Source organism: Arthrobacter woluwensis, from assembly GCF_030816155.1.
GTDB classification, from domain to species: domain Bacteria; phylum Actinomycetota; class Actinomycetes; order Actinomycetales; family Micrococcaceae; genus Arthrobacter_E; species Arthrobacter_E woluwensis_A.
Window position 1 is genome coordinate 2575940 of record NZ_JAUSXR010000001.1, and the last position, 25011, is coordinate 2600950.

General features: G+C 67.6%; 18 protein-coding genes, 1 tRNA gene and 1 pseudogene. 3 read left to right on the forward strand and 17 right to left on the reverse strand.

The window, feature by feature from the left end; genetic code table 11:
- Positions 1–97 precede the first annotated feature (97 nt).
- From QFZ52_RS11775 to QFZ52_RS11785, 3 genes are all read right to left on the reverse strand, one after another.
- Positions 98–3997 (reverse strand): DNA-directed RNA polymerase subunit beta', encoded by a 3900-nt coding sequence (locus QFZ52_RS11775; protein ID WP_307497776.1) that lies wholly within the window; start codon positions 3995–3997, stop codon positions 98–100.
- 85 nt (positions 3998–4082) lie between these two features.
- Entirely contained in the window at positions 4083–7583 is a 3501-nt protein-coding gene (rpoB, locus tag QFZ52_RS11780) for a DNA-directed RNA polymerase subunit beta (RefSeq protein WP_307497777.1), read from the reverse strand.
- Between the two features lie 287 nt (positions 7584–7870).
- A complete protein-coding gene (locus tag QFZ52_RS11785) occupies positions 7871–8290 on the reverse strand; it encodes an aminoacyl-tRNA deacylase (RefSeq protein WP_307498711.1) in 420 nt (139 codons plus the stop codon).
- A 227-nt stretch (positions 8291–8517) separates the two neighbouring features.
- Here QFZ52_RS11785 and QFZ52_RS11790 point away from each other — a divergent pair, with 227 nt between their 5' ends.
- Complete coding sequence (locus QFZ52_RS11790) at positions 8518–9717, forward strand: acetyl-CoA C-acetyltransferase (protein ID WP_307497778.1); 1200 nt, start codon at positions 8518–8520, stop codon at positions 9715–9717.
- 106 nt (positions 9718–9823) lie between these two features.
- Here the strand turns inward: QFZ52_RS11790 and QFZ52_RS11795 are convergent, their stop codons facing one another.
- The 10 genes and pseudogenes from QFZ52_RS11795 to QFZ52_RS11840 form a co-directional block, all read right to left on the reverse strand.
- Positions 9824–11650, reverse strand: coding sequence for a bifunctional metallophosphatase/5'-nucleotidase (locus QFZ52_RS11795; protein WP_307497779.1), 1827 nt, complete (start codon positions 11648–11650; stop codon positions 9824–9826).
- 292 nt (positions 11651–11942) lie between these two features.
- A complete protein-coding gene (gene rplL, locus QFZ52_RS11800) occupies positions 11943–12320 on the reverse strand; it encodes a 50S ribosomal protein L7/L12 (protein WP_307497780.1) in 378 nt (125 codons plus the stop codon).
- A gap of 62 nt (positions 12321–12382) precedes the next feature.
- Positions 12383–12940 carry a 50S ribosomal protein L10 gene (rplJ, locus tag QFZ52_RS11805; RefSeq protein ID WP_066211587.1) on the reverse strand — a complete coding sequence of 186 codons (558 nt, stop codon included), beginning with the start codon at positions 12938–12940 and terminating at the stop codon, positions 12383–12385.
- Positions 12941–13239: 299 nt separating this feature from the next.
- The gene (locus tag QFZ52_RS11810) at positions 13240–14361 is read right to left on the reverse strand and encodes a GNAT family N-acetyltransferase (protein ID WP_307497781.1); all 1122 of its coding nucleotides are present in this window, start codon (positions 14359–14361) and stop codon (positions 13240–13242) included.
- Complete coding sequence (locus QFZ52_RS11815) at positions 14358–15482, reverse strand: GNAT family N-acetyltransferase (protein ID WP_307497782.1); 1125 nt, start codon at positions 15480–15482, stop codon at positions 14358–14360. Before QFZ52_RS11815 ends, QFZ52_RS11810 begins: the two co-directional genes overlap by 4 nt.
- A 177-nt stretch (positions 15483–15659) precedes the next feature.
- On the reverse strand, positions 15660–16367 hold the full coding sequence (gene rplA / locus QFZ52_RS11820) for a 50S ribosomal protein L1 (protein ID WP_066211592.1): 708 nt from the start codon (positions 16365–16367) through the stop codon (positions 15660–15662).
- Between the two features lie 127 nt (positions 16368–16494).
- Positions 16495–16923 (reverse strand): 50S ribosomal protein L11, encoded by a 429-nt coding sequence (gene rplK, locus QFZ52_RS11825; protein WP_307497783.1) that lies wholly within the window; start codon positions 16921–16923, stop codon positions 16495–16497.
- Between the two features lie 130 nt (positions 16924–17053).
- A pseudogene (gene nusG, locus QFZ52_RS11830) lies at positions 17054–17861 on the reverse strand (transcription termination/antitermination protein NusG).
- 158 nt (positions 17862–18019) lie between these two features.
- Entirely contained in the window at positions 18020–18301 is a 282-nt protein-coding gene (secE, locus tag QFZ52_RS11835) for a preprotein translocase subunit SecE (RefSeq protein WP_066211598.1), read from the reverse strand.
- A gap of 115 nt (positions 18302–18416) precedes the next feature.
- Positions 18417–18489 (reverse strand) — tRNA-Trp (locus QFZ52_RS11840).
- Between the two features lie 182 nt (positions 18490–18671).
- Here QFZ52_RS11840 and QFZ52_RS11845 point away from each other — a divergent pair.
- Both QFZ52_RS11845 and QFZ52_RS11850 read left to right on the forward strand, forming a co-directional pair.
- Positions 18672–19892 (forward strand): pyridoxal phosphate-dependent aminotransferase, encoded by a 1221-nt coding sequence (locus QFZ52_RS11845; protein WP_307497784.1) that lies wholly within the window; start codon positions 18672–18674, stop codon positions 19890–19892.
- Between the two features lie 233 nt (positions 19893–20125).
- The gene (locus tag QFZ52_RS11850) at positions 20126–21340 is read left to right on the forward strand and encodes an MFS transporter (RefSeq protein ID WP_307497785.1); all 1215 of its coding nucleotides are present in this window, start codon (positions 20126–20128) and stop codon (positions 21338–21340) included.
- Here QFZ52_RS11850 and QFZ52_RS11855 read toward each other — a convergent pair.
- The 4 genes from QFZ52_RS11855 to QFZ52_RS11870 form a co-directional block, all read right to left on the reverse strand.
- On the reverse strand, positions 21256–22014 hold the full coding sequence (locus QFZ52_RS11855; protein WP_307497786.1) for a helix-turn-helix domain-containing protein: 759 nt from the start codon (positions 22012–22014) through the stop codon (positions 21256–21258). The two genes, QFZ52_RS11850 and QFZ52_RS11855, sit on opposite strands and share 85 nt — an antisense overlap.
- Positions 22015–22118: 104 nt before the next feature.
- Positions 22119–22640 (reverse strand): M23 family metallopeptidase, encoded by a 522-nt coding sequence (locus QFZ52_RS11860; protein WP_307497787.1) that lies wholly within the window; start codon positions 22638–22640, stop codon positions 22119–22121.
- Between the two features lie 188 nt (positions 22641–22828).
- Positions 22829–23515, reverse strand: a complete 687-nt coding sequence (locus QFZ52_RS11865) for an ABC transporter ATP-binding protein (protein WP_307497788.1) — start codon at positions 23513–23515, stop codon at positions 22829–22831.
- Between the two features lie 2 nt (positions 23516–23517).
- Entirely contained in the window at positions 23518–24927 is a 1410-nt protein-coding gene (locus tag QFZ52_RS11870) for an ABC transporter permease (protein ID WP_307497789.1), read from the reverse strand.
- Positions 24928–25011 lie beyond the last annotated feature (84 nt).

The following is a 25011-nucleotide window of genomic DNA, read 5'->3' on the forward strand; positions in this document are numbered from 1 at the left end:
GCGCGTGGCCGCCGTCGTGCCGCCCACGGAAACGCGGGAGGGCCCCACCGGAAACCGGTGAGGCCCTCCCTGTCACGCATCAGATGCGCTGCGATCCTTAGCGGTAGTCGCCGCCGAGGTCGTAGTCATCCAGCGGGATGGCGTGGAACTCGCTGCCTCCGTCGACACCCATGGGGTCGTAGGAGAAGTCGCTGAACGAGGCCTGCGCGGAGAAGATGCTCGCCTTGGCCTCCTCCGTCGGCTCGACGCTGACATCGGTGTAGCGCGGCAGGCCGGTGCCGGCCGGGATGAGCTTACCGATGATGACGTTCTCCTTGAGGCCCAGCAGCGGGTCGCTCTTGCCTTCCATGGCCGCCTGGGTGAGCACCCGGGTGGTCTCCTGGAAGGAAGCGGCCGACAGCCACGACTCAGTGGCGAGCGACGCCTTGGTGATGCCCATGAGCTCGGGACGGCCGGAGGCCGGCTTCTTGCCCTCGGACACCACGCGGCGGTTCTCGCCTTCGAAGCGGCTGCGCTCGGCGAGCTCGCCGGGCAGCAGATCCGAATCGCCGGACTCGATCACGGTGACGCGACGCAGCATCTGGCGGACGATGACCTCCACGTGCTTGTCGTGGATGCCGATGCCCTGGCTGCGGTACACGCCCTGGACCTCGTCCACCAGGAACTTCTGCGCGGCACGGGGACCCATGATGCGCAGCACCTGCTTGGGGTCCACCGGACCCTGGACGAGCTTCTGGCCCACCGAGACGTGCTCGCCATCGGCGACCAGCAGACGCGAGCGGCGCAGGATCGGGTAGGCGAGCTCCTCCGTGCCGTCGTCAGGAGTGACGACGATGCGGACCGAGTTCTCACCTTCCTCGATGTTCACGCGGCCGGCGGCCTCGGAGATCGGGGCCACACCCTTCGGGGTGCGGGCCTCGAAGAGCTCCTGGATACGGGGCAGACCCTGGGTGATGTCGTCGCCACCGCCGGCGGACACGGCACCACCCGTGTGGAACGTACGCATGGTCAGCTGCGTGCCGGGCTCACCGATGGACTGGGCGGCGATGATGCCGACAGCCTCGCCGATGTCCACGGTCTTGCCGGTGGCCAGCGAACGGCCGTAGCAGAGAGCGCAGGTGCCCACCGTGGACTCACAGGTCAGCACGGAGCGGACCTTGACCTCGGTGATGCCCGCGGCGAACAGCTCGGCGATGACGACGTCACCGCAGTCGCTGCCACCGGCGGCCAGCACATTGCCCTCGGCGTCGACGACGTCGACGGCCAGGGTGCGGGCGTAGGCGCTGTTCTCGACGTTCTCGTCCAGACGCAGCTCACCGTTCTCGTCGACCAGGGCGATCGGGGTCACCAGACCACGCTCGGTGCCACAGTCGGCCTCGCGGACGATGACGTCCTGCGAGACGTCCACCAGACGACGGGTCAGGTAACCCGAGTTGGCGGTACGCAGAGCGGTGTCGGCCAGACCCTTACGGGCACCGTGCGTCGCGATGAAGTACTCGAGCACGGACAGGCCCTCACGGTAGGAGGACTTGATCGGACGCGGGATGATCTCACCACGGGGGTTGGCCACGAGGCCACGGATACCCGCGATCTGACGGACCTGCATCCAGTTACCACGAGCACCGGAGGACACCATGCGGTTGATGGTGTTCATCGGGGACAGCGACTTGCGCATGACCGAGGCGACCTCGTCGGTGGCCTTGCCCCAGAGCTCGATGAGCTCCTGACGGCGCTCGTCCTCGTCGATCAGACCCTTGTCGTACTGGCTCTGGATCTTCGCTGCCTTCTCCTCGTAGCCCGCGAGGATCTGCGGCTTGGCGGCCGGGACCTCGATGTCGGACACGGCGACGGTCACACCGGAGCGCGTGGCCCAGTAGAAACCGGCGTCCTTGAGGTTGTCCAGCGTCGCGGCGGTGACGACCTTGGGGTAACGCTCAGCCAGATCGTTGACGATCCGGGAGAGCTCGCCCTTGTCGGCGACGGCCTCGACCCAGGGGTAGTCCGCGGGCAGGGTGTCATTGAAGATGACCTGTCCCAGGGACGTCTCGACCAGCACCGGCTGACCGAGCTCCCAGCCCTCGGGGCCTTCCCAGCCTTCGTACGGCACGAAGTTGTCCAGGCGGATCTTCACCTTGGAGTTCAGGTGGAGTTCCCGCGCGTCGAACGCCATGATCGCCTCGGAGACGGAGGAGAAGATCCGGCCTTCACCAGCAGAGCCCACACGCTTGGTGGTCAGGTGGTAGAGACCGATGATCATGTCCTGCGACGGGAGGGTCACGGGGCGGCCGTCGGACGGCTTCAGGATGTTGTTCGAGGACAGCATCAGGATGCGCGCCTCAGCCTGGGCCTCGGGGCTCAGGGGCAGGTGCACAGCCATCTGGTCGCCGTCGAAGTCCGCGTTGAAGGCGGCGCAGACGAGCGGGTGCAGCTGGATGGCCTTGCCTTCCACGAGCTGCGGCTCGAAGGCCTGGATGCCCAGACGGTGCAGGGTGGGAGCACGGTTGAGCAGCACCGGGTGTTCGGTGATGATCTCTTCCAGCACGTCCCAGACCTGCGGACGGTAACGCTCGACCATGCGCTTGGCGCTCTTGATGTTCTGCGCGTGGTTGAGGTCCACGAGGCGCTTCATCACGAACGGCTTGAAGAGCTCCAGGGCCATCTGCTTGGGCAGACCACACTGGTGCAGCTTCAGCTGCGGGCCGACGACGATGACCGAACGGCCGGAGTAGTCGACGCGCTTGCCGAGGAGGTTCTGACGGAAACGACCCTGCTTGCCCTTGAGCATCTCGCTCAGGGACTTCAGCGGACGGTTGCCCGGACCCGTGACAGGGCGGCCACGACGGCCGTTGTCGAAGAGGTTGTCGACAGCTTCCTGCAGCATGCGCTTTTCGTTGTTGACGATGATCTCCGGAGCACCCAGCTCAAGCAGACGCTTGAGGCGGTTGTTGCGGTTGATCACGCGGCGGTACAGGTCGTTGAGGTCGGAGGTCGCGAAGCGGCCACCGTCCAGCTGCACCATCGGGCGCAGTTCCGGCGGGATCACCGGGACGGCGTCCAGGACCATGCCCAGCGGGCTGTTGTCCGTGGTGAGGAACGCGTTGACGACCTTGAGGCGCTTGAGCGCACGGGTCTTCCGCTGGCCCTTGCCGTTCTGGATGATGTCCTTGAGCAGCTCGGACTCAGCCTGGAGGTCGAAGGTCTCGAGGCGCTTCTTGATCGCCTCGGCGCCCATGGAGCCCTCGAAGTACATGCCGTAGCGGTCGCGCAGCTCGCGGTACAGACCCTCATCGCCCTCGAGGTCGGCGACCTTGAGGTTCTTGAAGCGGTCCCAGACCTGCTCGAGACGCTCGATGTCGGCGTCCGCACGCTTGCGGACGTTCGCCATCTGACGGTCGGCGGAGTCGCGGGCCTTCTTCTTGTCGGCAGCCTTGGCGCCTTCGCCCTCGAGGCGAGCGAGCTCGTCCTCCAGGTCGCGGGCGATCGCGGCGATGTCGGCGTCGCGGGTGTCGACCAGCTGCTTCTTCTCCACGTCGTGCTCGATCTGGAGGTTCGGCAGTTCGGCGTGACGGTTCTCCTCGTCAACGCTCGTGATCATGTAGGCGGCGAAGTAGATGACCTTCTCGAGGTCCTTCGGCGCCAGGTCGAGCAGGTACCCCAGGCGGGACGGAACGCCCTTGAAGTACCAGATGTGGGTGACGGGAGCGGCGAGCTCGATGTGGCCCATGCGCTCACGGCGCACCTTGGCGCGGGTGACCTCGACGCCACAGCGCTCACAGATGATGCCCTTGAAGCGCACGCGCTTGTACTTGCCGCAGTAGCACTCCCAGTCACGGGAAGGACCGAAGATCTTCTCGCAGAAAAGACCGTCCTTCTCCGGCTTCAGAGTGCGGTAGTTGATGGTTTCCGGCTTCTTGACTTCGCCATAGGACCACTCACGGATGTCATCCGCAGTGGCCAGGCCGATCTGCATGAGGCCGAAGGAAGATTCGCTGGACATGGAATCCTGTTCTCTCTTGTCTCTAAGTCTTGACTGTCAGGAAGAGGTGGGGTGCAGCGGCGGCCGGAGCCGCCGCTGCACGTCACTACACCTCTTCGACGGAACTGGGCTCTGCGCGGGACAGATCGATGCCCAGTTCTTCGGCAGCCGTGAAGACTGCATCGTCAGAGTCACGCATCTCGATCGTGGTGCCGTCGGTGGAGAGGACCTCCACGTTCAGGCAGAGCGACTGCATTTCCTTGATCAGAACCTTGAAGGATTCGGGAACGCCCGGCTCCGGGATGTTCTCGCCCTTGACGATCGCCTCGTACACCTTCACGCGGCCGTGGATATCGTCAGACTTGATGGTGAGGAGCTCCTGGAGCGTGTACGCCGCGCCATAGGCCTCCAGCGCCCACACTTCCATTTCACCGAAGCGCTGGCCGCCGAACTGGGCCTTACCGCCCAGCGGCTGCTGCGTGATCATGGAGTACGGACCGGTGGACCGGGCGTGGATCTTGTCGTCCACCAGGTGGTGGAGCTTCAGGATGTACATGTAGCCCACGGAGATCGGGTCCGGGAACGGCTCGCCGGAACGGCCGTCGAACAGACGGGTCTTTCCGGAGGCGTCGATCAGACGGTCGCCGTCACGGGTCACGTTGGTGGAGTTCAGCAGGCCTGCGATCTCCTCTTCACGTGCACCGTCGAACACCGGGGTGGCCAGGGTCTGGTTCGGCGCGGTCTCACGGGGCAGGTTCGGGAGGTTCTTGACCCACTCCGGCTCGCCCTCGATCTTCCAACCGGTCTTCGCGACCCAGCCCAGGTGCGTTTCCAGCACCTGACCGACGTTCATTCGGCCCGGGACACCCAGCGGGTTCAGGACCACGTCGACCGGGGTGCCGTCCGCCAGGAACGGCATGTCCTCGATCGGCAGGATCTTGGAGATGACACCCTTGTTGCCGTGACGGCCGGCGAGCTTGTCACCGTCCGTGATCTTGCGCTTCGCGGCCACGTAGACGCGCACCAGCTGGTTCACGCCCGGGGGCAGCTCGTCGTCGTTGTCACGGTCGAAGACGCGCACACCGATGACGGTGCCTGACTCGCCGTGGGGCACCTTCAGGGAGGTGTCACGCACTTCGCGGGACTTCTCACCGAAGATGGCGCGCAGCAGGCGCTCCTCCGGGGTCAGCTCGGTCTCGCCCTTCGGGGTGACCTTGCCGACCAGGATGTCCCCGGCCTCGACCTCGGCGCCGATGTGGATGATGCCACGCTCGTCCAGGCCCGCCAGGACCTCTTCGGAGACGTTCGGGATGTCACGGGTGATCTCCTCGGCACCGAGCTTGGTGTCGCGGGCATCGATCTCGTGCTCCTCGATGTGGATGGAGGACAGGACGTCCTCGGCCACCAGGCGCTGGGACAGGATGATGGCATCCTCGAAGTTGTGGCCTTCCCAGGACATGAACGCGACCAGGAGGTTGCGTCCCAGGGAGAGCTCACCCTGGTCCGTGGAGGGACCGTCGGCGATGATGCCGCCGACCTCGAGGCGCTGGCCTTCATCCACCAGAACGCGGTGGTTGTAGCAGTTGCCCTGGTTGGACCGGGAGAACTTGCCGATGCGGTAGCTCGTCTCGGTGCCGTCGTCGTTCAGCATGACCACGAGGTCGGCGGAGACCTCGGAGACCACACCGGCCTTCTTGGCCACCACGACGTCGCCGGCGTCCACGGCTGCGGCGCGCTCCATGCCGGTGCCCACGAAGGGGGCCTCGGCGCGGACCAGCGGCACGGCCTGACGCTGCATGTTCGCACCCATGAGGGCGCGGTTGGCGTCGTCGTGCTCGAGGAACGGGATCAGGGCGGTCGCCACGGACACCATCTGGCGCGGGGAGACGTCCATGTACTGCACGTCCTCGGCCGGGATGAGCACGGGCTCGCCTCCACCGCCGCGCTCACGGACGAGGACGGTCTCCTCGGTGAAGCGGTTGTCGGCGTCCAGCGGCGCGTTGGCCTGGGCGATGACGACCTCGGCCTCGTCATCGGCGGTCAGGTACTCGACCTGGTCGCTGACGACGCCGTTGGCCACCTTGCGGTACGGCGTCTCGATGAAGCCGAACGCGTTGATGCGACCATAGGATGCCAGCGAGCCGATCAGACCGATGTTCGGGCCTTCAGGGGTTTCGATGGGGCACATGCGGCCGTAGTGCGACGGGTGTACGTCACGGACTTCCATGCCGGCACGGTCACGGGACAGACCACCCGGGCCAAGAGCCGAGAGACGGCGCTTGTGAGTCAGACCCGAGAGCGGGTTGTTCTGGTCCATGAACTGGGACAGCTGCGAGGTTCCGAAGAACTCCTTGATGGCTGCCACCACCGGGCGGATGTTGATCAGCGACTGCGGCGTGATGGCCTCGACGTCCTGCGTGGTCATGCGTTCGCGGACCACGCGCTCCATACGGGACAGACCCGTGCGGACCTGGTTCTCGATGAGCTCGCCCACGGCGCGGATGCGGCGGTTGCCGAAGTGGTCGATGTCATCGACCTCGACGCGCAGATCCACTTCCTGGCCGTCGCGGACGCCCTTGATGGTGCTTTCGCCGGCGTGCAGTGCCACGAGGAACTTGATCATGGCCACGATGTCCTCGACGTGGAGGATGGAGGCCTCACGGTCGGACAGCGGGCGGTCGATGCCGAGCTTGCGGTTGATCTTGTAGCGGCCGACCTTGGCCAGATCGTAGCGCTTGGCATTGAAGTAGAGGTTGTCCAGGAGGTTCTGGGCGGCCTCGACGGTGGGCGGCTCGCCCGGGCGCAGCTTGCGGTAGATGTCCAGGAGGGCTTCCTCCTGGGTCTGCGTCGCATCCTTCTCGAGGGTGGCGCGAATGGAGTCGTACTGGCCGAACTCCTCCAGGATCTGGCCTTCAGTCCAGCCGAGAGCCTTCAGCAGCACCGTGACGGACTGCTTGCGCTTACGGTCCAGACGGACGCCGACCTGATCGCGCTTGTCGATCTCGAGCTCGAACCAGGCACCCCGGGACGGGATGATGCGGGCCGAGTAGATGTCCTTGTCACTGGTCTTGTCCGGAGACTTCTCGAAGTAGGCGCCGGGAGAACGGACCAGCTGCGAGACGACGACACGCTCAGTGCCGTTCACCACGAAGGTGCCCTTCTCCGTCATCAGCGGGAAGTCACCCATGAACACGGTCTGCTGCTTGATCTCGCCCGTGTTGTTGTTGATGAACTCAGCCTTGACGTACAGCGGGGCAGAGTAGGTCGCATCGCGATCCTTGCACTCGGCCATGGTGTACTTGGGCTCGTAGAACTCCGGATCGGAGAAGCTCAGGGACATGGTGCCCTGGAAATCCTCGATCGGGGAGATCTCTTCGAAGATGTCGGCCAGGCCGGACGTCGTGGCGACGGACTCGTCGCCGGCTTCGACAGCGGCGGCGACCTTGGCCTGCCAGCGCTCGTTCCCTACCAGCCAGTCAAAGCTGTCCGTCTGGAGTGCGAGCAGATTCGGGACGTCAAGCGGCTCGTGAATCTTCGCGAATGAGATGCGACGAGTCGCACCATCAGTGGTAGCGGTTTCATTGTTTGGGGTGCTCGAGGCGACCAAGAGGGTTCCTTCCACAGACCTTCGGGCTGAACAGCCCTCCCCCATGGAGTGTGCTAAGCGCGCGACACGCTTGGCACCACCTGACCGGGACCGCTATATGACCCGGGATCGTAGAGCGGCATAAGCACTCTTTGCTTAAATGCCACAGACACGACCAGCCCACCGCTATATGAAGGCCGAAGGTACAGAGGGAAGACGCAAATATCCACGATACAGGACAGAAACGAATATGTCTACCGCAGTCGTGGTGCCCTAGTCAAGCCGGGCCGGGGCCCGGCGAGCCGTGGTCAGTCCTCCGGGACCGTGATGTCGGCGACCGTGGCGCCGTACGCGCGGATCAGTTCATCGGCGTCCACGAACAGGCTGTACCCGTGCGCGCCTGCGCCCATGGCCACCCTCCGGCCCGTGATCGACTGGTCCGCGAACACGGGCCAGTCCGTGGTGCTCCCGATCGGGGTGATGGTGCCCCGCACGAACCCCGTGGCCTCGAAGGCGAGCTCGGCCTCCGGCAGACGGAGCTTGTTCACCCCCACCACCGCGCGCAGCTTCGGCCAGGAGATGGCGCGGCCGCCCGGGACCAGGGCGAAGAGGTACGTCCCGTCCGAACGCTTGACCACGAGCGTCTTCACGATGCCCGACGGCGGCAGGCCCAGCAGCGCCGCAGCCTCCTGGAGGGACCCGGCGGCGGGCCGCTCACGGATCTCGATCTCCAGGTCACGTGCCGCCGCGGCTTCCCTGACGCGATCCTGCGGGTCCACGGGCACTCCGGGGGCGGCCGGTCCCTGGGATTCGGCGTCTGCTGTCGAATCGGTCACGGGGGTCTCCTTCATCGCCGTCCTTCCCCTGCTGTCCCCACCATCCTGGCAGGCCGGCGAAGCGGAGGCCACCACGCGATAGCCTTGGTGGAGAACCACATCACGGAAAGCGAAGGCCCATGTCCAGCACTGAAAACAACAATGACGTTGTCATCCTCGCCGCTGCCCGCACGCCGCAGGGCCGGTTGAACGGACAGCTCGCCAGCAAGACCGCCGTCCAGCTCGGCAGCCACGCCATCAAGGCCGCCGTGGAACGCGCGGGCATCGACCCGGAAGACGTCGACGCCGTCATCATGGGACAGGTCCTCCAGGCGGGCGCCGGCCAGAATCCAGCGCGCCAGAGCTCGGTGGGAGCCGGCCTCGGCTGGAACGTGCCCACGGTGACCCTCAACAAGGTCTGCCTCTCCGGACTCACCGCCGTGATCGACGCCGCGCGCCTCATCCGCTCGGGCGAGGCCGACGTCGTCGTGGCCGGCGGTCAGGAGTCCATGACCCGCGCGCCGCACCTGCTGCCCGGTTCGCGGCAGGGCTGGAACTACGGCACCGTGCAGGCGCTCGACCACGCGGCGCACGACGGCCTCACGGACGCCTTCGACGGCCAGTCGATGGGCCTGTCCACGGAGAGCCTGAATCTCACCCTGGGCATCGATCGCCGTGCCCAGGACGAGGTGGCCGCAGCGTCCCACAACCGCGCCGCCGATGCCATCGCCTCGGGCGTCTTCGCCGAGGAGATCGCTCCGCTCAGCATCGCCCAGCGCAAGGGCGACCCGCTGATCGTGGACACCGACGAAGGGGTTCGCCCGGGGACCACCCTGGAGACCCTGAGCGGCCTCAAGGCCGCCTTCGCGACGGACGGGACCATCACGGCCGGCAACTCGTCGCCGCTCTCCGACGGCGCGTCCGCCCTCGTTCTCTCCTCCCGCAAGTACGCGGAGGACCACGGCCTGGACTACCTCGCCGTCGTGGGCAGCCCCGGCCAGGTGGCCGGACCGGACAACTCGCTCCACTCCCAGCCGTCGCACGCGATCCAGGCGGCCCTCCGCCGGGCCGGCTGGGAGACCGGGGACCTGGACTTCATCGAGATCAACGAGGCCTTCGGCTCGGTGGCCGTGCAGTCGCTCAAGGACCTGGACTACCCGCTGGACCGCTGCAACATCCACGGCGGGGCGATCGCCCTGGGCCACCCCATCGGCGCGTCCGGCGCCCGCCTGGCGCTGCACGCCGCGTTCGAGCTGAAGCGCCGCGGCCACGGCAAGGCCGCCGTCGCCCTCTGCGGCGGTGGCGGTCAGGGCGAGGCTCTTCTGCTCTACCGCGACTGAGTGCTCGACCGCGGCTGATCCCGCATCAGGCCGTACGCGAGAGGCCGGCCGGGCATCCCAGTGATCTGGGCGTGCTCGGCCGGCCTCCGGCGTTAAGTGAGACTTGTCAGGCGGTGACGGTCAGCGGCCGGCCGTCGACCACCAGCTTCCAGTCGTTGCGGGCGAAGACCGCGGGATCCAGGACCCCGTGCTCCACGACGTAGTCGATCATGAGCTGACGGATCTCCTGCTGGCTGTTCGTCAGGACCGGGGCCTGGGTGACGCCCGGGAAGCTGCCGCCACCGCTCTGACGGTAGTTGTTGATCGCCAGGGCGAACTCCGCGCCGTCCGCGACAGGCGCTCCCCCGTAGCTCAGGCCCTGGATGCGCTGACCCGCGGGACGGGCCACGTCGATGCTGTACTCCAGGGGTGCGTCCAGGCCGAAGACGATGTCGTAGTTGTAATCCGGGGTGCCCGCCGGAGCCAGCGCGGTGGGGGCGTTGGTCAGATCCGCGGCGGCCACCGTAGCGCCCGCGACGGTCTTGTAGTACGTCGCCGACCACTCCAGGTAGGCCTTGAGCTGGGCGCCGGTGAGCTTGATGCTGAGCAGCGTGTTGTCGAAGATGTAGAGGCCCGCGATGTCGCGGATGGTGAGCGGACCCGCGGCCACGTCGACCGAGCGGGAGAACGGCGCGGCGATCGACAGCACCGGCAGCCCGGCGTTCGGGCCGCCCGCCATTTCTGCCTTGATCCGGGTCGCCTGAACGAAGTTGATCGCGTCGATGGCCGCGGTGTCCTCCCAGCAGGCCGTGGCCGTGGACAGCGGCGCCGTGGAGGACCCGATGGCGGTGTTCACGTACTTCACGGCCTCGCGGTGGGCCGACGTGACGGCCTTGACGACGGCGGGGTCCTCGGGCGCCGTCTTGGCGTCCAGCAGGTGGGAGTGCGCGGTCTCGACCTTCCAGTGGCCCCGCTCCTTGACGAGGTCCAGATCGATGACGGAGACCCGCATGCCCCAGCGCAGAGGCTCGGTGAGCAGCACCTGCCGCCCCGTGGCCGTGTTGGTCACGAACCGTTCCGGGATCTCCTGGTGCGCGTGGCCGACGAGGATCGCGTCGATCCCGGGCACCTGCTCGGCGAGCTGGCTCGAGGCGTTCTCCGGGAACGGCAGGGCGTCGCCATAGGAGGAGCCCGGCGTCGCTCCGGAGTGGCAGGAGACGATCACGACGTCCGCGCCGGCGGCACGCACCTCGGGGATGACCTTCTTCGCCTCCTCGACGATGCCGTTGAAGTCCAGTTTGCCCTCCACGTTATGGCGGTCCCACAGGGCACAGCCCGGGGTCACGAAGCCCACGATGCCCACGGTCACCCAGCCGGCGGAGGTCCGCACGCGCTTGAGGACGTACGGGCTGAAGGCGCGTGCCACACGGCCGGCCACGTGGACGTTCGCGCCCAGGACGGGGAACGTCAGCTGGCGCTCCCAGGTGCGCAGGTGGTCGATGCCGTAGTTGAACTCGTGGTTGCCCAGCGCGACGGCGTCGTAACCCACCGCGTTCATGGCGAGGGCCATGGGGTGCTTGACCGTGCGGGAGGCCGGGCGGATCTTGGCGAAGTAATAGGCGAGCGGGGTGCCCTGGATGGTGTCGCCGGCGTCGATGGTCAGGGTGCTGGACTCACCGCGTTCGGCCCGGACCGCCTTGATGAGCGACGAGGCCTGGGCGATGCCGATCTGGTTGCCCGCCTTGTCCGCGTAGGCGGTGTCCTTGAAGTAGTCCCAGTTGAAAACGTTGTTGTGCAGGTCCGTGGTGCCCAGCACGGTCAGGCGGAAGCGCTTGGCGCCGTGGCCGGGGCTCGCCTCGGCGGGCGCGGCGGCGAGAAGGGCTCCGGCGCTGGAGCCCGCGACGACGGCGGCGCTCAGCATGGCGCGGCGGCTGACGGTGCTGGTTTCACTCATGAGTTACCTCTGCGGGGTGACGATGGGTTGACGCCCGGAGACCGGGCGCGAGGGGATGGACCGAGGGGCCCAAAGCGCCAGTCTAGGCCGCCGTCACAGCCCTGGGAAGGAGTTGTGAAACGATTCCTGAATTGTTCACCGGAGGTTGCCGCCCGTCCGCGCAGTGCCGGCCAGCGCGGCACTCCCCCGGTCCGGTTAACGCGGAAGGTCCCGCCCACCGAAGTGGACGGGACCTTCTCAGCAGACAGTCTCCCGATCCTCAGAGGACCGGGGAACCGACCAGCAGCAGGTGCTACTTGACGGAAACCGAAGCGCCGGCAGCCTCGAGCTGCTCCTTGGCCTTCTCGGCGGTCTCCTTGTTGACGCCCTCGAGGACGGCCTTGGGGGCACCGTCGACGAGGTCCTTGGCCTCCTTCAGGCCGAGGGAGGTCAGGGCGCGCACCTCCTTGATGACACCGATCTTCTTCTCGCCAGCGGCTTCGAGGATGACGTCGAACTCGGTCTTCTCCTCGGCCTCTTCAGCAGCGCCGCCACCGGCGGGGCCTGCAACGGCAACAGCTGCGGCGGTGACCTCGAAGGTCTCCTCGAACAGCTTGACGAACTCGGAGAGCTCGATGATGGTCAGTTCCTTGAAAGCTTCAATGAGCTCTTCGTTGCTGAGCTTCGCCATGATTGGCGTCCTTCCTGTAGTTGGTGCCTGCGCACCACAGTGTGTGGGTGGGGAGAAGAGACTCAGGCCTCTTCGGAAGCGGCCTCGGCCGGAGCCTCGGCAGGTGCTTCCTCAGCGGCGGGCGCCGGAGCGCCGTTCTCTTCTTCGAGCTTGATGCGCAGGGCATCAATGATGCGGGCAGCTGCGGCAGCCGGGGCCTTGAGGACACCGGCGACCTTCGCGAGCTGCAGCTCACGGGACTCGAGAGCGGCCAGTGCGGCGACTTCCGAAGCGTTCAGAGCCTTGCCCTCGAAGTAACCGGTCTTGATGACCAGCTGCTTGTTGGCCTTGGCAAAGTCCGTGAGGCTCTTCGCGGCAGCAACAGCGTCGCCCTTGATGAAGGCGATTGCGGTGGGGCCTGCGAGCTGGCCGTCGAACGCGTCGACACCGGCTTCCTTGGCTGCAATCGCGGTCAGGGAGTTCTTGACGACGGAGTACTTGGTCTCCGCGCCCAGGGAACGACGCAGCTCCTTGAGCTGTGCGACAGAGAGCCCGCGGTATTCGGTCAGGACAGCGGCGGTCGATTCGTTGAAATCGGTGGTGATCTCAGAAACTGCGGCCACCTTGTTCGGCGTTGTCATAACCCTCCTTCCGGGGAATCAGGCCGGTCAGGAAGGTCCTCGCTGCTCGCGGCGTGAGCCGCGCATCAGGTACTCAGGGGCACCAACAAAAAACGCCCCGCGCAGGCGCACGGGGCGTGGAAGATCAGACTTCTCGCTCGGTTCACCTGCGCCGGCCGCCCTTATGCTGAAGGGTCCTTCGATGGAGATCCACACGCCTCTGCGGGGCAGAAAAGCACAGGGATATCCAACAACCGACGGTCTTTGGTGAATCCAGCTTACGGGAGACCCCGCCGGAGGGGCAAATCGGCGGCCGGTCCTCAGCTCAGGTGCGGCTGGCGGAGGTCAGGCAACTGCTTCTGCCAGAGACCCGTCACCCCCGCCGTCCGGAATCCCAGTTGCTGATTGACGGTGAGCAGATACCGGTTCTCCAGGGCGTTCCAGGTGTAGATCACGCGGACGTCCGGGAAGAGGTCCTGGAGCTGTTGCATATTGGAGATCTTCAGCAGCAGGCCCAGTTTGTTGCCGCGGTGCGCGAGCCGCACATGGGTCTCATCCTGGAACACCACGTCCTGCCGCTGCGGCAGCACGCTGATGGTGGTGACGCCCACGAGGACGCCCGTCTCCACATGCTCGACGGCGGTGACCACCGTCCGCCGCCCCTGCGCCATGGCGATCTCCTCCGCACGGCGCAGCGCCTCCACGTCATAGTCCTCCCAGACATCGGCGGGCACCCCGGCATCCGCAGCAGCGGCGAGGGTGAGGTCCTCCGCGGAGGAGTCCAGCGCGGTCATGTCCGCCAGCCAGCGCTCGGGGCAGCGGTCCCGCCAGTGGTGCAGACGGTACCGGCCGTCGTTCGCGGCTTCGGCCTCCGCCGTGAGCTGCCCCTCCAGCACCGTGTCCAGCGGCAGGGCGCAGGAGCTGAACTGCTCGATCCGCTCCAGGGTGTAGCCGCTGCGCTGGGCGAAGTCGACGGAGCGGCTCGCGAGCGGCACGAAACCCGGACCGCTGTCCGGCTGCAGGCTGTCCTCCGTGTCCCCGAGGCTGGCCGCGGGGTGGTTCGTGTCGACCAGAAGGTGCCGCCGACCCTCCGAACGGGCGAACTGCTCCGCGGCGCGGATCAGATCGCGCCCCACGCCACGGCCCTGGGCCTCCGGCAGGATGTCCAGGGTGAACTCCGCGACGTCGATGTCGCCCAGCAGTGGCAGCGAAATGTCCGCGACGCCGACCATCATGCCGTCCAGGGTGGCGGTCAGCAGCACCTGCCGCTCATAGGGGTCCCGCAGTTCGTAGAGCTTCTCCAGCGGGGTGTAGGCGAGGTCGTCCGTCCCCCACGTGGCGAGCCGGACCCGCCGTGACACGTCCACGGCCGCCAGGAAGTCCTCGGCGTCCGGACCGTCGAGGGTGTCCGGGATCCACAGCTGCTCGATCCTGATGCTCATGAACCCTCCCCTGCCGCCACCCGACCGTCCAGATGTGCCTGCCACTGCCCGTCATGACCCGCCGGTCGGAAACCCATCGCGATGTTTATAGCAAGCATGTGCTGATTCTCGTCCGCGTTGTACGTGTAGATCCTGCGCACCGCCGGGAACGCCTCCAGCAGCCGTTCGAAGTTGGCGGCCTTCATCCACTGGCCCAGCGCGTGCCCGCGGTGCCCCGGCAGCACCAGGGTGTTGTCCTGCTCCCCCACCTCGGGATGGTCCGGGAGGTACTCGAGCACGGAATAGCCGGCGAGCTCCCCCGTGGACCGGTGACGGGCCGCCGTGGTCACCGCCCGCACGCCGCCTTCACGGCGGCGGGCGTCGATCTCACGGACCCTTCCGGCGTCGAAGACCTCCTCGCCGAGTTCCAGGCCGCCGAGCGGGATCTCCGTGGACATGCTCGTGGAGAGCCGCACGAGATCGTCCACGTATTCCTCGGGCGTCCCGTCGAACCACGTGACCAGTTCGTAGGACTCCTCGGCCCGGGCGGCGGCCTCCTCCAGCAGCGCGTGGGCCGCGCGGCGGGACTCGTCGGACACCTCGAGCACACTCGTCCGCTCCACCTGCACCAGCTCATAGCCGCGACGCAGCGCGAACCGGACCGCCCGCGACGCCGCGGGGACGCTGCCGCTGCCGGTCGGCGGGAGGAGCCGCTCGCCGTCGTCGTCCGCAGTGCCCGTGGGGTGTTCGGTGCCCATCTGGACCACGGTGCGGCCTTCACTCAGCGCCACCGCCTCCACGTGGCCCGCCAGCGCGCGGCCGAGACCGCGGCCCTCGAAGTCGGGGTGCACGCCGACACTCAGCCAGGCCGTGTCGAGGTTGTCCTTGAGCGGCAGATGGATCCAGGCGCGGGCCACCACGCGGCCTTCGAGGCGCACGAAATAGACGCGCAGCCGGGCGTACTCGGTGTCCCGCCACAGGATGAAGCGCGCGCGGTCCGGAGTGGCCAGGTCCAGATTGCCCCGGGTCCGGAGCACCAGCTGATCGGACAGCGTGCACACGTCCAGGAAGTCCCGCGCCTCCGGGGACTCCAGAGACTCCGGCAGGACCAGCCGTTCGATGCTGAAGGTGGACTCCGTCATCCCTCCACCCTAACCCGGCGCCGCTCCGCCCGGCCCCGGCGATGGCACGGCACAGCCCGATCCGACGCGGCCGCAGTCCGGGAACGCCAGAGGCCGCCCAGCGATGCTGAGCGGCCTCTGTCAGGGGTGGCCTCCGTCGTCAGACGGGACCTTGCAGGCCAAGCCTGCGAGGGGCGACTAGGCGCCGAGGACGACCTTGGTCACGTTCGGGTCCACGGAGATGCCCGGGCCGAAGGTGGTGGCCACGGTGGCCTTCTGGATGTAACGGCCCTTGGCGGCGGTCGGCTTCAGACGAAGCACCTCTTCCAGAGCAGCGGCGTAGTTCTCGGCGAGCTTCTCGGCGTCGAAGCTGGCCTTGCCGATGATGAAGTGGAGGTTGGAGTGCTTGTCGACGCGGAAGTCGATCTTGCCGCCCTTGATGTCGTTGACAGCCTTGGCGACGTCCGGGGTCACGGTGCCGGTCTTGGGGTTCGGCATGAGGTTACGCGGACCCAGGACCTTACCGAGACGACCGACCTTGCCCATGAGCTCGGGGGTCGCGACGGCGGCGTCGAAGTCGGTCCAGCCACCGGAGATCTTCTCGATCAGGTCGTCGGAACCGACGAAGTCGGCGCCGGCGGCCAGTGCGGCCTCAGCCTTGTCACCCGTGGCGAACACGAGGACGCGGGCGGTCTTACCGGTGCCGTGCGGCAGGTTGACCGTGCCACGGACCATCTGGTCGGCCTTACGGGGGTCGACACCCAGGCGGAAAGCCACCTCGATGGTCGCGTCGAACTTGGAGGGGTTGGTCTCCTTGGCCAGGGTGACCGCCTCGGCCGGAGCGTAAAGCTTTTCCGCGTCGATCTTGGCGGCGGCTGCCTCATATGCTTTGCTGCGCTTTGCCATGCTGCGTATTTCTCCTTGTGCAGTTGTGGTCTGCGGACCGCGCTCGGCCCTGCCACTGCCCCGTCGTTGCACGGGACGTTATGAATTTCGAAGTGCCGGCGAACCGGCGGGTGGCCTGAGGCCGTGATTACTCGACCGTGATACCCATGGAGCGAGCGGTGCCGGCGATGATCTTGGCAGCAGCCTGGACATCGTTGGCGTTGAGGTCGGCCAGCTTGGCGGTGGCGATTTCCTCGACCTGTGCCTGGGTCAGCTTGGCGACCTTGACGGTGTGGGGGGTTGCAGAGCCCTTGGCCACGCCTGCGGCCTTCTTGATGAGCTCAGCAGCCGGCGGGGTCTTGGTGATGAAGGTGAACGAGCGATCCTCGTACACCGTGATCTCGACCGGGATGACGTTGCCGCGCTGGGATTCCGTCGCAGCGTTGTACGCCTTGCAGAACTCCATGATGTTGACACCGTGCTGACCAAGCGCGGGACCGATCGGAGGGGCCGGGTTGGCGGCACCTGCCTGGATCTGCAGCTTGATGAGGCCGGTGACCTTCTTCTTGGGAGCCAATGTAGGGTCCTTCTCTCAATTGCTTACTGAGGAACAGGAGTGCGCCTCAGCTGGGTGACCACCTTGGCGAGGTGGCCGGACGTTCCAGAACCGCTAAAGCAGCACGGTCCGGGAACGAAATCTCGGGGTGTCAGATCTTGGTGACCTGGTTGAACGCCAGCGTGACCGGGGTCTCGCGCTCGAAGATGGAGACCAGGACCACGAGGGTCTGGGACTCGACCTTGATCTCGGAGATCGTGGCGGGCAGGGTCTCGAACGGGCCCTCCTTCACGATCACGGACTCGCCGACCTCGAAGTCGACGTGGACCGGAGCGGCGGCGACGCGGGCCTGCTTGCCGCCTTCCTGCTCCGCCTGCTCCTGCTCGAAGACCGGGGCCAGCATGGAGACGACCTCGTCCAGCTTCAGCGGGACCGGGTTGTGGGCGTTGCCCACGAAGCCGGTGACGCCCGGGGTGTGGCGGACGGCGCCCCAGGAAGCGTCCGTGAGTTCCATGCGGACCAGGCAGTAGCCCGGGATGCGCACGCGCGTGACGACCTTGCGCTGCGCGTTCTTGATCTCCACGACCTCTTCCATGGGGACCTGGATCTCGAAGATGTAGTCCTCCATGTCCAGGGTCCTGGACGCGGGTCTCGAGGTTGGTCTTCACGCGGTTCTCGTAGCCGGCGTAGGTGTGGACGACGAACCAGTCGCCCTCCTGGCGGCGGAGCTTGGCCTTGAAGGCCTCGAGGGGATCCTCGGCAGGTGCTGCGGGAGCGGCGTCGTCGCTCTCCTCCGCGTCGACAGTCTCCGCGTCGTCTGCCTCGGCGACGGCTTCCGCATCCTCGGCCTCGGCGGCCGGGGTTTCGGGCGCAGCAGTGTCAGCCTCGACGGCGTCCTGGGACTCCGGGGCGACGTCCTGGTTGACGGCCTCGCTGAATTCGAGCTCCTGCTCAGACACGTGGTCTCCTGCTTCGTCGTTAGTGCATTGCAAGCGTGGGTACGCTCGGGGTGGCCGAGCCACCCAGAGGGGCATCCCACTTAAATGGCTCAATTCCACAGGCAGCCATCTCAACCCCCTCGCGGGGGCGATCCGGTGGCCTGCGGAAAGTCAGTCGGTCAGCGTTCCGTGGGACCCGTGCCGCCGAACACCCAGCCGACGCCCACGCCGAAGGCGAGGTCCAGGAGGGTGACGATCAGCATGACGATCGCCACGAAGACCAGCACCACCAGCGTGTAGTTGAGGAGTTCGGAGCGGGTCGGCGTGACGACCTTCTTCAGCTCGCCGATCATCTGCCGGAAGAACAGGGCGATCCGGGCGAAGAAGCCCAGCTTCTTACCCTTCTTCCCGCCGCTCTTGGCTGGACGGCCCTGAGCGTCATTGGCGGCAGTATCGGTCACTGTTCCCTCGCTCTTCTTTGCCGTGCTGTTCTGACGAACCCGTGCGGCTACCGTTCGGCAAGCCTCAGTGCTGGTGCTGTGGTTTTCCCGGCTCACGCCTGGAGCTAACCATGCGCAGGGCAGACAGGACTCGAACCTGCAACCTGCGGTTTTGGAGACCGCTGCGCTACCAATTGCGCCACTACCCTATGGAATCGGATGGCCTTTCGGCTTCCAACACCGAGGTACAACTATACGCAAGATGTGGGAAAACGTCTAAGTGGGACTCATCGCCGCTTCCGGCTGTGCCTCGTGGATCACCTCAGCCTAAGCTTGGAGGTGCCGGTTGACCCCGGGATCACGCTGAAAAACACGCGAAGGACTCCGCCCCATGCCCTCTTCACGCATCTCCCGACGCATCTCCTCCATCGCCGAATCCGCCACCCTCGCCGTGGACGCGAAGGCCAAGGCCCTCAAGGCCGCGGGCCGTCCGGTGATCGGCTTCGGGGCGGGTGAGCCGGACTTCCCCACCCCCGGGTACATCGTGGAAGCCGCGATCGAGGCCGCGAAGAACCCCGCGTACCACCGCTATTCCCCGGCCGGCGGGCTGCCCCAGCTCAAGCAGGCCATCGCGGAGAAGACGCTCCGTGACTCCGGCTACCAGGTGGACGCCTCCCAGGTCCTGGTGACCAACGGCGGCAAGCAGGCCGTGTACAACGCCTTCGCCACGCTCCTGGATCCGGGCGACGAGGTGATCGTCCCGACCCCGTTCTGGACCACCTACCCCGAAGCGATCCGGCTGGCCGGCGGCGTGCCCGTGGAGGTCTTCGCCGGACCGGAGCAGGGCTACCTGGTCACCGTGGAGCAGCTCGAAGCCGCCCTGACGGAGAACACCAAGGTGCTGCTCTTCGTCTCCCCGTCCAACCCCACGGGCGCCGTGTACTCCCCGGAGCAGGTCGCCGAGATCGGCGCCTGGGCCGCCTCCAAGGGCCTCTGGGTGGTCACGGATGAGATCTACGAGCACCTGACCTACGACGGTGTGCCCTTCACCTCCATCGCGGCCGCCGCTCCGGAGCTCGGCGACAAGGTCATCATCCTCAACGGTGTGGCCAAGACGTACGCGATGACCGGCTGGCGCGTGGGCTGGATGATCGGCCCGGCCGACGTCATCAAGGCGGCCACCAACCTGCAGTCGCACGCGACCAGCAACGTCTCCAACATCATGCAGATCGCCGCGCTGGCCGCCGTCTCCGGACCGCTCACCGCGGTGGACGAGATGAAGGTCGCCTTCGACCGGCGCCGTCAGGCGATCACGGCGGGCCTCAACGCGATCGACGGCGTGGAGTGCCCGACGCCGAAGGGCGCCTTCTACGCGTATGCGGACGTCCGCGGGCTGCTGGGGAAGTCGTTCCCGACCGCTGCCGGCGGGACCGCCACGCCGCAGACCAGCGCCGAGCTGGCGGCCCTCATCCTCGATGAGGTCGAGGTGGCCGTGGTCCCGGGCGAGGCGTTCGGCCCGAGCGGCTACCTCCGTCTGAGCTACGCCCTGGGCGACGACGACCTCGCCGAAGGCGTCCGCCGCCTGCAGGAGTTCCTCGGCAAGGCCGCCTGAGCCACGCCGGCAGCGCCGCACGGCCGTACCGAGCGGCATCCGGAACGCCCCGCACCGTCCAGCACGGTGCGGGGCGTTCGTGTCTCCGGGGTCTGTCTCCACGGTCCTGGCTCCCCTGCTTCCTGGCCGGTCGGGTTCCCGGCAGCCGCCGTCCCCGCAGTCCTGGACGGCAGGGCAATGACCGCGGACTCCGGGTCAAAGACGAACGCCCTCAGCCCGGCACAGTGGAGTTCATGAAACCCACCACCCTTCGACGCGCACCCTTCGCGATCCCCGCCCTGGCCCTCGGCATCACCCTGCTGGTGGCCAGCGAATTCCTCCCGGCGAGCGTCCTGCCCCTCATCGCCGCCGACGTGGGGGTCAGCGACGGCACCGCCGGACTGGCCGTGGCGGCCACGGCCCTGGCCGGCGCGCTGACCGCTCCCAGCCTCGCCAGTCTGGTGCCCCGGGCCGACCGACGGCACCTCCTGATCGTCCTGCTCGGGATCGGAACGCTGGCCGATGTGCTGGTGGCCCTCGCCCCGTCCTTCCCCGTCCTGCTGCTCGGACGGCTGATCCTGGGCGTCGCGATCGCGGGCTACTGGTCCCTGGCGTTCGGGGCCGGTGTCCACGTCCTGCCCTCGCGTGCCGCCCTGGTCTCCACGGCCCTGGCGACCGGCACCAGCGTGGCGACCATCGCCGCGATGCCGCTCGCCGCCGTCGTCGGGACCGCGCTCGGCTGGCGGCAGGTCTTCTGGGCGGCCGCCGCGGTGGGCGTCCTCGCCACCCTCACGCTCGCGCTCACGCTGCCGTCCGTGCCGGCGCATCCCTCGGCCGGGTCCGCGATGATGCGCCGGGCTCTTGGGCATCGCCGTCTCATGCTCGGGATCCTCTGCGTGGGACTGGCCGCCTTCGCGAACTTCACCGCGTACCCGTATATCAGGCTCGCGATCGACTCCGTGGATCCGGGGGCCATGGGCTGGCTCCTGCTGCTCTGGGGCGTCGGCGGCCTCGTGGGGAATGTCCTGGCGGGCGCCATCTCCCGCCGGCTGCGGCTCGCCGTGTCGCTCGGACCCTTCGTCCTGGCCGCGTCGCTCCTGCTGGCCTCTCAGAGTGGCACCACGGCCTCCCTGACCGTGGCGAGCCTCGCCTGGGGACTTGGATTCAATCTGGTGCCCGTCACCACTCAGCTGTGGGTCACCACGGTCGAGCCGGACGACGCCGAGGCCGCGGTCAGCCTCCAGGTCACCGCGTTCCAGGCGGCGATCACGCTGGGCGCCGTCGTGGGCGGACTGCTGCTGGATCACTCGGGGCTGGCCGCGGTCTTCCTTACCGCGGCGACGGCGGCCGTGCTGGCCGGCGCCGGCTTCGCGATGCTGCCCGCTCAGCCCGCTGAAGCCCGCCAGCGGCCGGGAGTGGTCCCGCGTTCCGCGGAGAACGCCCGGACGAAGGCGGCGTCGGACGCGTAGCCGACGCTCGCGGCGATCTGACTGATCTGCTGGTCGCCGTGCCGCAGCAGGTGGGCGGCGCGGGCGAGCCGTTCCTGGCGCACGTACTGCATGGGCGTCACGCCGGTCTGGGCGCGGAAGCGCTCCGCCAGGGCCGAACGGCTCAGGAGCGCCAGCCTGGACAGTTGCAGGAGGGTCCAAGGGTGCCCCGGATCCTGGCGGATGGCGGAGGCGGCCCGGCACACGCCGGGGTCCCATTCGCCCACGGATTCCGCCGTGTCCAGGGAGACGAGCATCGCGCCGCCGATCAAGTGCCCGTACCCGCGGTTGAAGTCGCGGACCGTCGGCTTCCCGCTCAAGGGGCACGCGGCGATGAAATCAGTGACACCGTGGTGCCGGGCATTGAAGTCGGGCACGATCGCGGGCTCCGGCAGGGCGGCGCCCGTCAGTTCCGCCAGATCGACGTGGAGCACCCGGCTCGGTTCCTTCGCCCGCGCCTGGAAGCGTGCCGCCTGCCGGAGGAACGCGGCCGCAGAAACCGGGAGCGCGCGCTCCTCGGTGTTCCAGCGGAGCACCACGGTCCCGGAGAGCACCAGAAACCAGACCGAGGGTGAAGTCCACGGAAGGGCTTCACCCTCGGCGAGGTCGACCACGGTGGAGGCGCTGGCTTCCCACTGTGCTTGAAAGTCCGTCACCTTCACCGGAACGCGTCCAGGGACCCGGTCATTCCTGGGATCCCGCCGGAAGGCCGGCCGAGAGTCATTCAGCTGAGAGTGCTCCGGCCGGGCCCGGGTTCAGCTCACGGCCAGAGGTTGGGGTTCTTGTCCGAGCCGTACCCGCCGTAGCGCGGACGGCGCTCCAGGTGCAGGTGCGGGCCGGTGGTGTTGCCGGTGTTGCCCGAGTACCCGATGAGCTGGTTGGTGGCGACCCGCTGGCCCTCGCTCACCACCGAGCGGGAGAGATGGCAATAGCCCCAGTCAGAACCGTCCACATTGTCATTGATGAGGATCATGGTGCCGTAGGCGGAACCCCAATTGGCCCGGCCGGTGCGCACATCGCCGCCGATGGTCGCGTACACCGGGGTGCCGACGGGGCATCCGATGTCCACGCCCGTGTGATAGCCGGCGGCCCAGGAGCCGGGCTGACGCCACTGCGCCGTGATCGGGTGGGCGGCGGGGTCCCGCACGGGACGCACGTAGGACGCGGCCTGGGCGGCCGGCGCGCCGGCGATGCCCGCCACGGTGAGGCCGGCGACGGCGAGGCCGCCTCCGAGAATGCTTCGTCGGCTGGGCAGGATCGATGGTTCCTGACGATCGGTCATGGCTGATCTCCTGAGTGCTCATGGGCTGGCGAGGCGGAAGGGCGCCGTCCGTGGTTTAACACGGCGTCATGATGCCCACGAACAACCTGTCAACACATCGACCAAGCTGTCAAGAGTTGCACCGGACCGGTACGGCCGCTCGGGGGCATCCTCCCCCAATGGAGGACGCCCCCGGTCATGGGACGCCATCAGGCCCGCGACGTCTCCTCCTCGCGCAGCGTGCCCTGCTGGAGGCGGAAACGCCGCTGGGTCTTCTGGGCGAGTCCACGGTCATGCGTGACCACCAGCACCGTGGTCCGGTTCTCACGGCTCAGCGAACTGAGCAGCTCGACGATGTGCTCCCCCGTCTGCTCATCGAGGTTGCCGGTCGGCTCATCCGCCAGGATCAGCTTGGGTTCGTTGCTCAGTGCCCGCGCGATCGCCACCCTCTGCTGTTCGCCACCCGAGAGGCGATTGGCGTTCCGGACGTGTTTGTCCGGGTCCAGCTGAACACGCTCCAGCAGCGCCTGGGCGCGGGCTTTCCGGGCGCTCCGGCCGAGACCCGCGAACTCCATGGGCAGCATGACGTTCTCCAGCGCGGTCAGGTTCGGCACCAGATTGAACTGCTGGAAGACGAACCCGATGTCCTTGCGGCGGTACGCGGTGAGCTTCGCGTCCGGCAGGCCGGCCAGGCTCACCCCGTCCACCACCACATCGCCGCTGGTGGGCTTGTCCAGCGCGCCGAGCAGGGACAGCAGCGTGCTCTTGCCACTGCCGCTCTTACCGACGATCGACGCGAACGCCCCGCGCTCCAGCTGGAAGCTGACGCCGTTGACCGGCTTGATGGTGCGGTCCCCCGAGCTGAACTGACGGACCAGATCCTTGACTTCGATCATGACTACTCTCCTCGGAGGACTTCGATGGGGCGGATGCGCGCAGTCAGGAGCGCGGGAACCAGGGCGCCGATGATGGCCACGACGAACACGGCTCCGATGCCCAGGGCGATGACACCCGGGGAGACGCTCGCATTGACGGAGGTCAGGAGCTGATTAGCGCCTCCCAGGAAGCCGCCTCCCCCGCCGCCCGGACCGAACCCTCCGCCCTGACCACGGCGCCCGGACGCCGCCCCCGCGGTGTTGGAGCTGACGAGCGCGGACGCGATCCCGCTGCTGGCGAAGGAGGCGATGACACCGCCCACCACGCTGCCGAGCGCCACGAGGACGAGTGCCTCCAGCACGAACTGCAGACCGATGGTGCGGTTCGGGGCGCCGATCGCCTTCAGGACGCCGATCTCGCGGCGGCGTTCCCGGACGAGCAGCACCATGATGAAGAGGACCACCAGCCCGGCCGTCGCCAGCGAGGCGATGAAGGCCACCATCGAGATGTTCTTGACGCTGTCCAGCGAGCTCACGGCACTCGCCAGGTTCCGCTGGCCCTGCGTCACGTCGGCCTTGCCGGAGCCCAGCGCGGACTGCAGGGCGGTGCGGGTCGAGTCGACGTTCGCCATCGAGTCCACGGTGACGATCATGCTGGACACCTCGCCCATGGTTCCCGCGAGAGCCTGCGCCTGCGGCAGGGCCAGATAGACCGCGTTGTTCCCGAACTCGGTGCCTGCGTCGAAGAGGCCCGCCACCGTGTAGTTCTTGCCGTCGATGGTGAAGACCGAACCCGGCTTCAGGCTGTTCTTCGTGGCGAGGGTCGTGCCGACCAGGGCCTTGGTGCTCGCCTTCGTGTAGTCGCCGAGCCCGCTGCCCTCGGTGATGTTCAGGGCCTTGCCGGAGCTGTCCACTTCGGCGCCGGTGCCGGTGGCCGTGATGGGGAGCTGGAAAGTGCGGTTCTGCGCGCCGCCGGTTCCCCCGCCGGCGCCGTCCGTGGAGCCGGAGTTGTTGCGCCGTCCCAGGGTGCCGGCGTCGATGGCGGGCTGCAGGCTCGTGGTCACAGCGGTGCTCTGCCCGCCGGGACCGCCGAAGCCCGGCTCCTGCGTGGCGGACGACGACGAGCTCTCCGTGCGCAGGCGCAGGGCCTTCGTCGACACGACCGACTGCACATGCGGCACCGCGGCGGCCGTCTTCGCCTCGGCCTCGGTCAGCGGTTCCCCGCCGCCGTCGAAACCCTGACCGCCCGCGGGATTGACCGTCAGGACGGTCCCCACGGAGGCATTCAGCTCCTGGACTTTGGCCCCGACCGCCTGGTTGGCCACGAGCATGGCCAGCGCCAGGCCGATGGCGACCGCCAGGACGGCCACCACCGCCGTCGTTCTGATGGTGTTGCGGAAGGCATTGCCTACGCTCCGGGCAAGGACGTTCACGGTTCTCCTCGGGAAAAGTCCGCCGGTCGCGGACTGCTCCCCTCAGAGTGCGCAGTCCCGCTGTGTGAGGAGACGGCCCAGGCT

Excerpts from the sequence above, each read along its gene's own strand:
- QFZ52_RS11845 (WP_307497784.1), top strand. The coding sequence starts at position 18,672 with ATGCCCTCTTCACGCATCTCCCGACGCATCTCCTCCATCGCCGAATCC.
- QFZ52_RS11865 (WP_307497788.1), bottom strand. The coding sequence starts at position 23,515 with ATGATCGAAGTCAAGGATCTGGTCCGTCAGTTCAGCTCGGGGGACCGC.
- rplJ (WP_066211587.1), bottom strand. The coding sequence starts at position 12,940 with ATGACAACGCCGAACAAGGTGGCCGCAGTTTCTGAGATCACCACCGAT.
- QFZ52_RS11790 (WP_307497778.1), top strand. The coding sequence starts at position 8,518 with ATGTCCAGCACTGAAAACAACAATGACGTTGTCATCCTCGCCGCTGCC.
- QFZ52_RS11795 (WP_307497779.1), bottom strand. The coding sequence starts at position 11,650 with ATGAGTGAAACCAGCACCGTCAGCCGCCGCGCCATGCTGAGCGCCGCC.
- QFZ52_RS11860 (WP_307497787.1), bottom strand. The coding sequence starts at position 22,640 with ATGACCGATCGTCAGGAACCATCGATCCTGCCCAGCCGACGAAGCATT.
- QFZ52_RS11810 (WP_307497781.1), bottom strand. The coding sequence starts at position 14,361 with ATGAGCATCAGGATCGAGCAGCTGTGGATCCCGGACACCCTCGACGGT.
- rplA (WP_066211592.1), bottom strand. The coding sequence starts at position 16,367 with ATGGCAAAGCGCAGCAAAGCATATGAGGCAGCCGCCGCCAAGATCGAC.
- rplL (WP_307497780.1), bottom strand. The coding sequence starts at position 12,320 with ATGGCGAAGCTCAGCAACGAAGAGCTCATTGAAGCTTTCAAGGAACTG.
- QFZ52_RS11850 (WP_307497785.1), top strand. The coding sequence starts at position 20,126 with ATGAAACCCACCACCCTTCGACGCGCACCCTTCGCGATCCCCGCCCTG.
- QFZ52_RS11815 (WP_307497782.1), bottom strand. The coding sequence starts at position 15,482 with ATGACGGAGTCCACCTTCAGCATCGAACGGCTGGTCCTGCCGGAGTCT.
- QFZ52_RS11775 (WP_307497776.1), bottom strand. The coding sequence starts at position 3,997 with ATGTCCAGCGAATCTTCCTTCGGCCTCATGCAGATCGGCCTGGCCACT.